At 46.2% G+C, this 12,421-nt stretch carries 9 protein-coding genes and 1 tRNA gene; 4 read left to right on the top strand and 6 right to left on the bottom strand.

The features are described 5' to 3' along the window. Positions 1 to 51: 51 nt before the first annotated feature. Positions 52 to 918: a hypothetical protein gene (locus PsAD46_RS19910; protein ID WP_063307692.1), complete on the bottom strand. Its 867-nt coding sequence runs from the start codon at positions 916 to 918 to the stop codon at positions 52 to 54. Positions 919 to 1,708: 790 nt separating this feature from the next. On the opposite strand from PsAD46_RS19910, the gene PsAD46_RS19905 reads away from it, so the two are divergent. The 3 genes from PsAD46_RS19905 to PsAD46_RS19895 are packed head-to-tail and all read left to right on the top strand — an operon-like array spanning position 1,709 to position 5,153. Continuing rightward, entirely contained in the window at positions 1,709 to 2,812 is a 1,104-nt protein-coding gene (locus PsAD46_RS19905) for an ABC-three component system protein (RefSeq protein ID WP_063307745.1), read from the top strand. After that, complete coding sequence (locus tag PsAD46_RS19900; RefSeq protein ID WP_063307691.1) at positions 2,809 to 3,312, top strand: ABC-three component system middle component 2; 504 nt, start codon at positions 2,809 to 2,811, stop codon at positions 3,310 to 3,312. Before PsAD46_RS19905 ends, PsAD46_RS19900 begins: the two co-directional genes overlap by 4 nt. Then, a complete protein-coding gene (locus PsAD46_RS19895; RefSeq protein ID WP_063307690.1) occupies positions 3,309 to 5,153 on the top strand; it encodes an AAA family ATPase in 1,845 nt (614 codons plus the stop codon). Before PsAD46_RS19900 ends, PsAD46_RS19895 begins: the two co-directional genes overlap by 4 nt. Before the next feature lie 242 nt (positions 5,154 to 5,395). Here PsAD46_RS19895 and PsAD46_RS19890 read toward each other — a convergent pair whose 3' ends face one another. Then, a complete protein-coding gene (locus PsAD46_RS19890; RefSeq protein WP_063307689.1) occupies positions 5,396 to 6,076 on the bottom strand; it encodes a hypothetical protein in 681 nt (226 codons plus the stop codon). A 563-nt stretch (positions 6,077 to 6,639) separates the two neighbouring features. Here PsAD46_RS19890 and PsAD46_RS19885 point away from each other — a divergent pair. After that, positions 6,640 to 7,440: a DNA adenine methylase gene (locus PsAD46_RS19885; protein WP_063307688.1), complete on the top strand. Its 801-nt coding sequence runs from the start codon at positions 6,640 to 6,642 to the stop codon at positions 7,438 to 7,440. 574 nt (positions 7,441 to 8,014) lie between these two features. On the opposite strand, the gene PsAD46_RS19880 is transcribed toward PsAD46_RS19885, so the two are convergent. From PsAD46_RS19880 to PsAD46_RS19865, 4 genes are all read right to left on the bottom strand, one after another. Then, positions 8,015 to 8,091 (bottom strand) — tRNA-Pro (locus PsAD46_RS19880). 136 nt (positions 8,092 to 8,227) lie between these two features. Further along, complete coding sequence (locus tag PsAD46_RS19875) at positions 8,228 to 9,496, bottom strand: O-antigen ligase family protein (RefSeq protein WP_208981942.1); 1,269 nt, start codon at positions 9,494 to 9,496, stop codon at positions 8,228 to 8,230. Next, a complete protein-coding gene (locus tag PsAD46_RS19870; protein WP_063292345.1) occupies positions 9,493 to 11,052 on the bottom strand; it encodes an undecaprenyl-phosphate glucose phosphotransferase in 1,560 nt (519 codons plus the stop codon). Before PsAD46_RS19870 ends, PsAD46_RS19875 begins: the two co-directional genes overlap by 4 nt. Before the next feature lie 12 nt (positions 11,053 to 11,064). Continuing rightward, positions 11,065 to 12,279, bottom strand: a complete 1,215-nt coding sequence (locus tag PsAD46_RS19865; protein WP_063307687.1) for a glycosyltransferase — start codon at positions 12,277 to 12,279, stop codon at positions 11,065 to 11,067. Between the last annotated feature and the right edge of the window lie 142 nt (positions 12,280 to 12,421).

Raw genomic sequence — 12,421 nt, 5'->3', positions numbered from 1 at the left:
TGGGCCAAGAGCTGGCGTTCGAGGGGGCCAGCAGCGGGGAAGCTAACTTCATTAGACAGGCAGTTCTGGTTGCTTGCCTGTCTTCAAGAAAATTTCCGGCATTTTAGCTTCAGCTCGTAAACGCGCAATCTCTGACTGTGCTCTGATAGCATCAACCCCTACTTGAGTGGCGGCTTTGAGATCGGTTTGATCTCTTCCTACTCCATTCACGGTTGCCCTAAGACCTTTTAGAACCTCGTCATAGAAGTATTGCATCCAATAATACGCGTAGTCTTCACCCCATTTCTCAAACCCCTCATTGCTTGTTGGCACCAGCTCTTCGATTTTCTGCCGCAGTAGCCCTTCTTTCATGAGTTCAGATCCACCTACAGCGTTTGCAAACAGCTTAATGAACAGGACTGCTCTAAGAATGATGCTAGTGTAAGCATCGTAATTTTTGAGTGTGTGATCATCCAAATATAACTTCAATAGAGTCTGATCTAACTTGCCGATTTCCTCAAAGCACTCGTCAATTTTTAGACTTCGCTCAATGGGCTGGAATAAAGCAGGAATTTTCGGATCACCCTTGTCTTTTGAAATTTCTTCAACATTGATGATCTTTATGAACTCAACAGCCATAGACATTTTTTGGAAGGCATTACAAAGTTTTAGAGCATTCTCTGCAGCATCGATACGCTTGGCGTGGTTTATGGTATCTCTCTCACGCCTTTGTTCTGCTATGAAAGATCTTACCTGACCAATCTCAGCTTCACTTGTTCTCAACTCAGATTTTACAGATTCTATTTTTTTGTCGAACCGATGCTCTACGGAATTAGCAAAGAACTTAGCCAGAGTATCCTTAAACACGTAGCCCGCAGTAGTGATTACTGCGGTGCTGCTAATTGTCGTAATGAGCCAATCGGAAAGATCAATAGGCATTCGTAATCCTTGCTGTCATTAGATATAACTGAGAGTGGAAAGAATGAAACCTGCTTATTATATGGGCGTTAACCAAAGTGACTAGCAGTTAAAACAGAGCCTCACCAAGATCAGAGCTTTGTTTCACTTGCTTTCTGAACAAAGTTGCTCCCACAATCTCTTGACTAATTGGGAATGTCAATCGTACGGGCGACGGTGATGGAAATAATGAACCGGGCAGAGCAATTATGCTTTTCATCTGGAAGATAACATAGAGAAAATAGTGTAATCGACGAGCGATTACTGAGGATGCGGGCCATTTGCGGTTGAGGTAGATACGCCCGAAGGCTTCTACAGTAGCTCCATGAGTGATCCAAAAATACTCAATTTTGCCCTTGCCGGACGTTCGAGCCGTCACCGAGAGCTACTCGTCAGAGAGAACTCTCTACCGAAAGTCGATCTTGCTCGAAAAAAATCGCAACGGGTAGAAGGTTGTCGCTCCCATTTCTTCAACTGCTAACCGATGTCCACTAAAAGTGGTGCAAATGGCCCGGAAAGACTGCTTTAATATCTTGCTAAAATAAGAACTATGAAGTGATCATCACGACCTTCTCGCTTCCATTTGTATATTTTTGCAACACTTTCAACTTGATCGACAACGATGAGCGCAGGCTGACTACAGCCATATACGGATTAAAAGGCTTCTCGTAGACTGAAAGCACATGAATGTCGCAGTTGTAGTAATTGCTTCGAAATGCAATTCATGCTGAGATACAACCATAAATTGATTTTAATGAGATATTGGTACGCCGTGGACAATTTTGCCTTAAGCCCAGCAGAGCTACTGGATCAGGAAGTACCTTCGGCAACCACACTTCCTGTGTCATCTGATACCATCAATGCTAAGTCGCCGTTTTTGCCTCAGCAGTTAATTCTGTTGTTCAATCACGATCAGTGGGAAGAGTTTATTCGAGAGTGGGCGCACTTCCAAAAGTCCCAATACTCCCTCGTTGTAAGGCTTGGTGGCGCAAACGACTATGGTATAGATGTCGCTGCATTCAAGTCCAACAAGGGCTTCTCGGGATTGTGGGATAACTTCCAATGCAAGCACTATAAGGTCCCTCTAGCTCCCGCAACTGCTTTGCTAGAAGCCGCGAAAATTATCTGGCACTCATTTGAAAAACGGATATCTGTTCCTGAAAACTACTTTTTTTTTGCCCCCAAAGACTGCGGGGAGTCTTTAAAAAGACTTCTCTTGAATTCCGAAAGCCTAAAAAAAAGAATGATCTCAGAGTGGGACAAGAACTGTTCAACGAAAATTACTAAATCGCAACAAATCAAACTGGAAGGAAGCTTTAAATTATACGTTGAAGCCTTTGATTTCAATATATTCCAATACAAGCCCAGCCTTGAAGTTATTGAGGAACATCGCAAAACTCCATATTTTACGGCAAGATTTGGTGGCGGATTAACTGGTGCTCCAGAAAATGAGCTAGCACCAATTACACCCGCCAAAAAAGAGAGTCGCTACGTAGAACAGCTGTTAGAAGCATACAGTGATTGTGGAGTGACGATAGAAACCCATGAGGAACTTGTAAGTCATCCAAAGTTCCAAGGCCATTTTTCTCGATCTAGACAAACTTTTTATGATGCTGAAGCACTTGTAAGTTTTGCAAGAGACACAGTGCCCAATGGAACTTTCGAGTCTCTCCAAGATGAAGTTTTTCACGGCGTCAAAGATGTTGAAGAAGATGATCACAACAACGCGTTTGATAGGGTGAAAGAAGTGACAAAAACAGCCAGTACGCTTAACGTTTCTGCAAATGGGTTAGCTGGAGTTACTACACCAAAAAGGCTGCGGGGGATCTGTCATCAATTAGCAAATAACGATAAATTGGTTTGGAGGAAAAAGTGATCAAGAAAGCTACAAACCGGATTTATACTTTTAACAGCTCCTTTGAAACGGGCGTCAGATCTCTTTGTCTCTTGGTCGTCGATTTGTCTATCTCATTGGATTTACAGCAATTGTCTGCATTTGATTATCTCGTTGTTCATACTGGTGATTTCGAAGCCGCGCCTCCGAGCCTCCACCCAGAGATGCCAAACAGAAGTGGTGAGCTAGTTATTCGGCGTGAATTAGTCGAACGCGGTTTAGTTCTTATGGAATCAAAAGGTCTGGTCAAGATGCATCTTACGCAATCAGGGTTTTGCTATTCAGCTACTGAACTTGCAAAAGTGATATTGGACAGCCTGCAAGCACCTTACATGGAAGATCTAAAGAAAAGAGCAAGTTGGGTTATAGCCCACCACGTTACCGTTGACCAAGACGCTTTTTCTACTGTCTTCAACAAAGCATTCGACCAATGGTCAACTGAATTTCAATTTGAGCAAATAAAGATCGCTGGCAACCGATGACAAATACTTTCACTCTTAGACACCTTTGTTTCAGCGGGCCTCGCAAGCAACCTGCGGCAGTCACTTTCACAGACGGCCTAAACATTATTTATGGCCCATCCAACACGGGGAAATCATCAATTCTTGATGCGATTGATTTCATGTTGGGTAGAGAGAGTGCTCCGAAAGAACTTCCTGAACACGTAGGATATTCTGATATTTCATTAGGGATAAGGTTTTCAGATAATTCTGAAATTACTTTAACACGCTCGATAAGAGGTGGGGATTATAAGCTTTATGAGGGGCTTCACTTAGTAGCTGCAGAGAACCTCAACCATGAAATTCTGAAAGCAAAAAAACCCACGAAAAAGAACGACAGCATCTCGAATTTCCTACTCAAAAAGATTGGTCTCTTTGGCAAAGAGCTAAAGAAAAACGCAAAGAACACGAAAAAAAACTTAACGCTTCGCACACTTTTACCTCTATTTTTTGTAAATGAAAGTGACATTCAATCGGAAATTTCCCCCTTTTTCTCAGGGCAATATACAGAAAAAACTTTTGAGCTATCCCGGCTAAGATTTCTTTTAACTGGAGTTGATGACAGCTCACTAGTCGAAGAAAAAGTAATTGAAGAAGCACGAATTTCGCGAAGTGCAAAAGCAAGCGTGCTAGATGAAATTGTGGATGGAATGCGTAAGAAAATCTTGGAGGTTGCAAGTGAAGAGACCTCCATCGACGAACTCGCTTCCCAGCTTTCAAAGCTTGAGGTGTCAATTGAGGATGCCAACTCATCGTTAACAATCCACCAAAGTAATTATCATGAAGTTCTCTCGCGAAAGAACGATGAGCAGCGTATATTTAGAGAAAAATCTGAGCGGTTGGTTGAAGTAGGAACTATGATTAGCCGTTTCAACTTGCTGCTCAAACACTATGTTTCAGATATATCGCGCCTGGATGGAATCATAGAGTCAGGCAATCTGATAGCTGCCCTGCCTGACGAACTCTGCCCATTATGTGGTGCTTCTCCGGACAACCATAGTAGTGATCATCTGTGTGAAGGGGACATCAATGAAGTCACTATTGCAGCCAAAGCTGAAAAAGCAAAAGTTGCATTATTGCAAGGAGAGTTAGTAAGCACTCTCAGTCAGCTTTCATTGGAAGAACATCAGCTCATTGATAGTGTCACCAAACAGCGAGAACGTTTGGATACCTGGACCCTTCAGTTGCAAGATTTGCAACCTGATTTGACTACATCCAGAGCTGATTACTCTCTACTTATTGCAAAGAAGTCCGAAGTATCACGGGCGATTGAACTCTTCGACTCGTTGAAAAAACTGGAAGTCAAATTAAACGAAAACTCTGAGGTGCAAGCTCTAGAACAAGAAACTACCGAAAACAAAATTCCGGAAACCTCACTATTTGATTTGGCTCGAGATGTTGGTGAATTTTTAGATGACTGGAAGTTGCCCAATTCCCAAAATGTGCATTTTTCGAGTGATACAAATGACATCGTAATTAATGGCAAGCATCGCCGAAGCAATGGTAAAGGGCATCGGTCCATCACTCATTCGGCTGTTACATTAGGTCTCTCTCTTTGTCTACAGAACAAAAAGCTACCACATACCGGTTTTGTCGTCCTAGATTCTCCGTTAATTGCATATGAGGAACCGGACGAAGTGGATGAAATCTCCCATACCGATCTGAACAAGAACTTCTTCGATAGTCTTGAAGACTGGTCCCGCATGCAAACGATAGTGTTGGAGAATAAGAAATCAGTTCCTAGTAATATCCATGAATATGGAAATGTAATCCAATTCACCAAGAATAAAGAACTGGGTCGATATGGCTTTTTTCCCATTTAAGAAGAAGGACGTATTGTGATCTGTCTGGAATCAGCAAAGACCGTGATATGATTATTGCGCAATAAGATATATTTTTATTTCTTTAAAGTCTGAAAGACTATCTCCAAACAAGCGAGACATCTTTAAGCTACAAAAAATGGACCTCCTCGACTTAGAGGGCGACAAGGACAATTGTTGTCTCGAAGTGAGGGAGCTAAGATTTTAGGTCTCTCACTTAACTCCGCAATACCCACATCCTTCACTTAGTTGTCCGTTTGGGCTTGCGCTTTGCTTTTTGAACGAATTTTGCTCAGAGCTATTGGAGTGAACAGAACTGTGAAGACCCAAACTAAGATTGCTGTGGTGATAAACGGGAAGGCAAATCCAAACAATCCCATACCCTCATATAACCCCTGAGAAAAGCTCTCAAAGCTACCTTTCGCACCTTCTAGATCAACGACCACCGAAGGTGTCTCTTTTATCATGTTCTCGACGGCCATGTTATGGTCTAGAGGAGCTGTCAGATCATACGTTTCTACATCTCCTTGATCGTCTTTTATTCGTTGCCCAAAGTCAAAGGGCAATAGAGGCCAAATCAAATTTGATACGAAATTTATCGAAATGCCAAAGATAATCCCCCCTAACAACTGCCACTTCGAGAGTTTGAATTTAACTCGTTCCCAATAATCGTATGTTTGCAGCCACCTTTGACCTTTATCTGTTAAATAGTATTCGCTCCCCTTGCCAGGTGAATTCAGAATGATTTCAATATGATCAATGAGGCCACGAGCTTGAAGCGATTTATAAATATGATCAACATCGATGTCAGGGTGCTTCGCCTTGACGGCGGCTGGCATAACCCCATCACGAATAGATTTTAGGATAACGCGTGCAGGATCAACGTTATGTACAAGGCGCGGGAGAGAATTTTCATTATCTTCCAAACTTGTTGCCTCCTTTGTCGGATTGAGATAGGTCGGTTTGATTGAGGAAATAAACGTTGCTCTTATGTAGCTCCACCCCTTATCAAGTAAGCTACAGGTAATGGTTGTAATAAGCCTGATCTGCTGACTGTCCGTCAAGCGATGAATAAGATCTTATCGGGTTATAGAACTATATGGCAGTCTAAAGCTGATCTTGCCTCTCGGGCGCGGACATTTAGATCGGTGCCCCTTTGATGGAACTGCGTGAATGACCTTAAAGTGAGGTGAGTTCAGATTAATTGTTAGCAATCTTAAGTTGAAGCCTCACTCTTGCTAGTATGCGTCGGACTATTTTTTCAGATCCGCTAGTGGTCACGAGTTACTATTTCCCACGATCCCTCCTTTTTCGATGCCCACCAGAGCTATGGTGGGAAGAATGACGTGCGTGAACACGTCAATCTACGGGCATTGTCAAATCAGTCCGTGAGAGCTTTAAGAAAGCTGAAAGGCTCATTCCCATCAAACCATACAGTGTTAATTGTATGGTTGGGAAATCTTGCCATATCTTAAGAGTAAACTTCAAGATGAACTTGTTTGGAGAAGTCGCTCCGGTCAATGCTGAACCGGTGGCACCCTATCTTGGCGGCAAAAGCCAGCTTGCTGCCCGAATTGTCAGTAAGATCAATCAAACGTCTCACCAGAGTTATGTGGATGTGTTCTGTGGAATGGGTGGGGTGTTTTTCAAGAGAAGCTCTGTCACCAAATATGAAGTGATCAACGACATCAATAGTGAGATTGTCACGTTCTTTCGTGTTTTGCGTTCACACAAAGCTGAGTTCTTGCGAAGCTTGGAATACATGTTTGCCTCACGTGAAGAATTTGAATCCCTCAAAGGCAGTGGATTGGATCATCTGACTGACATTCAAAGAGCTGTTCGCTTCTACTACCTCCAACGGCTCGCATTTGGTGGTAAGTCAGTAGGTCAGTCTTTCGGCATTGCGGTAGAACGTCCGTCCCGCTTTAACGTGAAGCGCGTGCTGAACAACATAGAGAAAGTTGCCGTCAGGCTGTCTGCAGTAACCATAGAGAATCTGGATTGGCGTGCTTGTATAGAGCGTTATGATGGAGAACAGACACTGTTCTATTTGGACCCACCTTACTGGGGTGCTGAGACAGATTACGGCAAGGGGGTATTTGAACGCTCCGACTTTGCCGAGATGGCAGAACGGCTTTCCAAGATCACTGGTCGTTTCATTCTCTCGCTGAATGATAGGGACGAAACGCGACAGACCTTTGATGGCTTTAAGCAGGATATTGTTAGCCTGAACTATTCCATTGCGAAAGGTGCGGGAAAACAAGTTTCTGAGCTGATTATCTCAAACTGACGCCACAACCCAATATGAGAACAAATGGCGCTCGCATCATCGAATGCGGCGTCGAGTTCTTTTCAAATGAGGCTGGGCAGTGTGTCCTGTTGAAGCAAGCGGTAGAAGTGATTTATCAATTTTTTGTTCTGCGGCAAGTTACTCGAAGGGAGGCATCATGTGTTCATAGCAAGGCCGGCTCACAATGTCCGTTGATCCACAACGCGAACAGCGCAATCGTCGTGCAATGTGAATTACGATCGTGTTTTCTGGCATTCCTTCGGTGGCCACATACGCGGCTTTAGCACAGCTATTGCAGTGAGCGCGTACTGGAGCCTTGAGCTCTTCTAGGTCTTTCAATGTGACTGGATTGTCCGTCACTTTCCGTTCTCCTCGCTGAAACGGGGATTCGGGGCAGGTGTTTGTATGGAACCGAACACTCATCCCAGAGGCAAATATGTTTTGTTATAATAAGATTTTGGGCTGTGGAGCAATATGCGGTTTGAGGCATTCAAATAGCAGAACTACAGCAGTTCTTCGGTACAAACGTACCAAGGCGCTACTTTACTTTTATATCGTAACCTATTGAAAAAAATGGTCGGGTAGGCCGGATTTGAACCGACGACCCCTTCACCCCCAGTGAAGTGCGCTACCAGGCTGCGCTACTACCCGAACCGTGAGGAACCTTGCGCCTGGGTGCGGTGCCGCATATGCAAGTATTCCTATTTGTGGAGCTGCCTTAACAGCTTACCACACAACTTTCCTACCTAATTCAGGTTGTCCGATCAAGGATCAAATGAAACTGAGCTTATTGTGCTGGTGGAAAACGCCTGTAGCGTGAGATGCCGGATTCCGCTGCGATGATGGCCCACAGAATGCCGAGTAGCAGAAAGTAGTGGCGCCAATGATCTGTGTCGATAATGAAGCTAACACAAGCGTGTAGCAGGAACGCGACGTAGGTGCAGATGATGTATTTCTGCCAAGGCCGTGGCTTGAAAACCAGCGGCAAAGCTTTGATCAATGTCCAAAAAACAAGCGTTATATAGGACAGGCCACCAAGCCACCCGTAGGTTGTAAAGGCTTTGAGGTAGGCGTTGTGCTCATCCTCTGGGAATATGGAGTTAAAGCCGCCGACACCAAGACCAAACGGGCGTTCTGTGACAAGTGTGAAGCCTTCCCCCCAGCGTCCAAAACGTCCTAAACGTGCGCCGTCATAATCCTGCACGAGCTTGGCGCGAAGCGTGAACATCTCCGATATCGATTCAATTGAAAGAATTGCAAACAGCGCAATGATGAGGCCGATACCTGCAAGACCAAGGATACCGAGCAGCTTTATGCGTGGGAGTGAGCGCTGCTCGTTGATGAAGACGAGGAGAAACACCATGAGTGCGCCACCCAGTGTCATGCCCCATGCTGCTCGGGAGAAAGAGAGGAACGCTCCCAGCAAGAGGATGAGCAGGGCGCCTGACTTGAAGATGTTCTCTCGCAAAGGTTTGGTTAGAATGTCGTAGGTTATTAGCAGCGTTGGCAAGAGCAGAAATGGGCCGTAGACGTTTGGATCCTTGAAGGTGCCTTTTGCGCGGCCATACAGGGTGAACTGGTCATAAGCGCCGGGGAAGGCGTTGAAGTAACCTGCAATGGCAAGCAGGGTGGCAAACAGAGCTGCCAGCAAATAGCCCTTCTCAAGAATGTCTATCCGTTCAATTTTTGCAGACAGGGTTGCTGCATACAAGAAGGATGAAAACGCCAGGAAGATCGTTACGGCGTAGAAAGTGACGGCTTCTTTGGTGTCTGCGGCTGCGGGTAAGGCAAGAATTCCGCCTGCTATGTAAAAACACAGCAAAATCAGAAGAGGCAGAATGTCCTTACGCAATTCCAGCCCAAAGAAGGACCAACCCACCAACAAGAGGGCGATTAGAAGGTCATAGGGAGCTGGTTCGATGATAACGAGTGCGCTCACAGATGCGGTCAGGAACAACAGCGCTCTGGCTATTGTTTCTGTGCCGATTGTCAGAGGCACGTACCAAAAGGGGCGTGCATTTCTGATTGCATCGTGTGGGCGCGATAAATCGGTCAATATGCGTTTTCCGTTTCCAGAAGGCAGAACGGTGTTTTAATCAAGATATAGAGATCAAAGAAAACGGACCAGTTTTCAATGTAGTAGATGTCGCATTCGACACGCTTCTGGATCTTGTCTTCGGTATCCGTTTCGCCGCGCCAACCTTTGATTTGCGCCCAACCAGTGACACCTGGTTTGACCTTGTGGCGTGCGAAATAGCCATCCACCACATTCTCGTAGAGGCGATCTTCAGCTTTTGCGGAGAGAGCGTGCGGGCGAGGGCCGACGAGAGAGAGCTGTCCCATCAGTACGTTCATCAGCTGAGGCAACTCGTCAATGGAGGTCTTGCGGATGATGCGGCCAATTTTGGTAACGCGTGGATCGCCTTTGGTCACCAGTTTTGAGGCGTTGGCGTCTGTCATGTTGTGGTACATGGAGCGGAACTTGAAGACGTCAATCAACTCGTTGTTAAAGCCGTAGCGCTTCTGTCGAAAGATGACCGGGCCGGGGCTGTCCAGTTTGATCAGCAATGCTGTGACCAGCATGACCGGAGAGAGGGCAATCAACGAAATGCTTGCGAAGAAGATATCGAAGGCGCGCTTTGCGATTGTGTCCCAATCCGCGATCGGTTTTTCAAGAACATCGACAAACGGCACTGCGCCAACGAAAGACGAGGCCCTTTGGCGGAAGCGGAGTTTGTCTGCATGCGCTGAGAGGCGGATATCGACCGGGAGAACCCAGAGCTTTTCCAGCAGCTGAATGATGCGTTTTTCGGCGCGGATCGGGATCGTCACCAGCAACATGTCGATTTGTGCGATGCGGGCGAACTCTACCAGATCAGAAACGTTGCCAAGCTTTTGGTAGCCAGCGACGCTTGGCGGGGAACGATCATTTGAACGATCATCAAAAATCCCGCAAATCTCAATGTCATTGTTTGGTTGGCGCTCAAGTTCTGCGATGAGATCAGCAGCACTTTGCCCACCTCCGACGAGGACTGCTCTGCGGCTCAAGCGACCCATGCGAGTCCAGCGCACGATAAAGCCACGCATGACCATTCGGAAGATTGTGAGGACCACAGCCCCGCTCACAAACCACTTCAGCAGGAAGGCCTGCGGAATTTCCGTAGATGGCAGGATAAGTAGCAGAGACGTGATCAAAGCCGCAAATACCAGTGCCCATGCTGTGATGAGACGCATGGCCTGAGCCACGACTTTTTGCAGGGCGTTGGCCTGATACAGATCAGCCATTTGAAACAGCATGACGCCAATCAGGGATGCTTCGAACAGTGCGAAGATTTGCCAGAGAGGCGGGATATCAAGGGAGGCTCCGCTCAGATAGGCGACAATACCTGTCAGAACGATCAGGGCTGCATCCGAACAGCGCATGAAACCATCGAAAACCGTTTTAGAGATGGTGTTGGTGCGCAGGGTTGCAGCCACCTCCAGAGCATCCTTGGACAGGTTGCTTGTTGTGGTATCTTCATTTTTTGTCGAAGAAATCTGCTGACCGTTCGTCCCGGATTGGTCATCAGGTGACGGGCCACTCTCAATTACATTGAAGCGATGCTTGACCATTGTGCCGTGCGCCTAAGTGAGTTTGTTTTGTGAGTGCAGCGTGGACTGTTGAGACTGCTGTGAGGCGTCTGCCAGTTCATCTTTTGCACTTTGAACAGGGTGATAAAGTTGGGTGATGCTCTGCGCCATTTGCGGCAGAGTAAAATTCATTTTCAAATGGTTCTGTAGTTTCTGGCTCAGCTGGATTTGCTCGTCAGGGTGAGAGAGCACCCAACGGACTGCTTTTGTCAGCGCTTGTTGATCATCGGGCTGAACAAGTGTCTTGTGATGCTCTGCATAAATCTCAGGTATGCCGCCAACGCGGGTTGTGATCAGCGGTTTTTGTGCAGCAAGGAGTTCCAACACGATATACGGCAGAGCTTCTGCTCGTGAGGGGATGACTGCTGTTTTGCCGAGTGGAAGAGCTTGACTGAGTGGCAAGAACCCATGGAAGGTAACGTAGGCTTGCAGATTTTTATCTCGAACCATTTGCTCAAACAGAGCACGATCTGGACCATCTCCTACAATTGCAAGGGTTGGCTTGGTACTGGAGTTTTTGTGCAAGTCATCCAGAGCATTGATGAGCAGGTCGACGCCTTTCAAAAGACGAAGTTCTCCGACGAAGAGTAGGTCGGCTGCATTCTCATGAGTTGTGCTGCGTTGGAACTCTGCTTGCCGCAAACCGTTATGTACGATTTTGTGGTGTGGAGGATTACCGCTCAAGCCGATCTTTTGTTGATAAGCTGCTTGCTCAAACGCACTGGTAAACACGAGTGAGTCGGTGAGTGGTCTCAAGAGCTTTTCAAGCGTGATGTAAACTTTGCCTGATGTGGTTGAGAAATCGTAGTGCAAGCTGCCGCCGTGAGGGCTGTAAACGCGCTGGGTATTGATTCCCCTCAGCCTCAGTGCAGACCCTATGGTGCGTGCCCAGACGCCACCTTTCGCGCCATGACCGTGCAAGACATCCGGCTTTAAAGGGGTAAGGTGTTTTGTGAGTTTGTAGAAGCTGAAAAGGTCTTTGGGAGCGAGCGAACGCGCCATGGGAACTGTGAGTAAGCCAAGGGAAAGACTAGTCTTTAAGGCTTCTAATTGTTTCATTGATGAGGGAGGTATAGCGTTGGAGGCACAGACAATGCCAAGCTCATGGCCCATCTCGATCTGCTCTTCGGCAAGATCTATAAGATGACGAAACGCGCCACCTAAAGGCGCACGTATGCAATGAACGATTTTCAGCTTGTCCGTAGACATCCGCAGCAAACTCCCCACCGCGCATGCATTGTCTGATGCTCCCCAGCACAGACCGCCGCGCAACTGAGTTTATTGCTAGCTTAAAATACTGTTTGACCTGTTAATCGACAGGGTTAATTAATTCTTAATCGTGGGTTTTAGA

This window comes from Pseudovibrio sp. Ad46, from assembly GCF_001623065.1.
Classification (GTDB): Bacteria; Pseudomonadota; Alphaproteobacteria; order Rhizobiales; family Stappiaceae; genus Pseudovibrio.
The sequence above is the reverse complement of the archived record's forward strand: the minus strand, read 5'-3'. Positions and strand labels throughout refer to the sequence as shown.